Below are 731 nucleotides of genomic sequence, written 5' to 3'. Positions count from 1 at the left end.
CCTCAATTAATTGAGGGCGACCCTTCTCCCGAAGTTACGGGTCTATTTTGCCTAGTTCCTTAGCCATGAATCTCTCGAGCGCCTTAGAATACTCATCCCAACCACCTGTGTCGGTTTACGGTACGGGCTGCCTCGCTCGCTTTTCTTGGAAGTCGATATGCTGGATTATCACCTTGGCCGTAGCCTCGGTGTACTATCGGGGCGTTACCGCTCCCTTCAACGTACAATTCCGTCTGTACGCACCAACTCCTCGCCTCCGTCACTTTTAGCGCGGGCAGGTACAGAAATATTAATCTGTTGTCCATCCACTACCCCTTTCGGGTTCGCGTTAGGTCCCGACTGACCCCCAGCTGATTAGCATAGCTGGGGAAACCTTGGTCTTTCGGCGTGCGGGTTTCTCGCCCGCATTATCGTTACTTATGCCTACATTTTCGTTTGTAGCTCCTCCAGCATCCCTCGCAGGTACACCTTCAACGGCACTACAATGCTCCCCTACCCCTCATATAAATATGAGGCCACGGCTTCGGTGATATGCTTATGCCCGATTATTATCCATGCGGAACCGCTCGACCAGTGAGCTGTTACGCACTCTTTAAATGAATGGCTGCTTCCAAGCCAACATCCTGGCTGTCAATGCAGTTCCACCGCGTTATATCAACTTAGCATATACTTTGGGACCTTAGCCGGTGATCTGGGTTCTTTCCCTCTCGGACATGGACCTTAGCACCCAT

At 51.6% G+C, this 731-nt stretch carries 1 rRNA gene; it reads right to left on the bottom strand.

Annotated elements, in window-relative coordinates:
• Positions 1–731: ribosomal RNA gene (locus tag ACFQZJ_RS17150) — 23S ribosomal RNA — on the bottom strand; the annotation flags it as partial.

Origin of the sequence: Maribacter chungangensis, assembly GCF_042676845.1 — a bacterium.
Classification (GTDB): domain Bacteria; phylum Bacteroidota; class Bacteroidia; order Flavobacteriales; family Flavobacteriaceae; genus Maribacter; species Maribacter chungangensis.
The sequence above is the reverse complement of the archived record's forward strand: the minus strand, read 5'-3'. Positions and strand labels throughout refer to the sequence as shown.